At 64.4% G+C, this 247-nt stretch carries 1 riboswitch.

The annotated features are described in order from the left end of the window. A riboswitch (cobalamin riboswitch) is annotated at nucleotides 1-139 on the top strand. This riboswitch is flagged as partial in the annotation. Nucleotides 140-247: the final 108 nt, after the last annotated feature.

Raw genomic sequence — 247 nt, 5'->3', positions numbered from 1 at the left:
AACGGTAAGTGGACGGGTGTCGGTGCCAGCCGATGCCCCGCTTTCGTCTCCCAGCCACTGGGCGCCCCATGGGTGCCTGGGAAGGCGACGACGGTCGATTCCACCAGCCCGGATACCGGCCAACGAGGTGGTGGTGCGTCTGCAAGGCGCATCGCCGTGACGCCCATGCACCGTCGGGGAAGGCGGTGAGGGCACACACCGTTTGTTTTTTGCAATGAAATCCCTTTCTGTTGCGACCCGCGTGACG

It is taken from the genome of Aquabacterium sp. A08, assembly GCF_011742065.1.
This window is presented reverse-complemented; position numbering and strand designations above follow the sequence as displayed.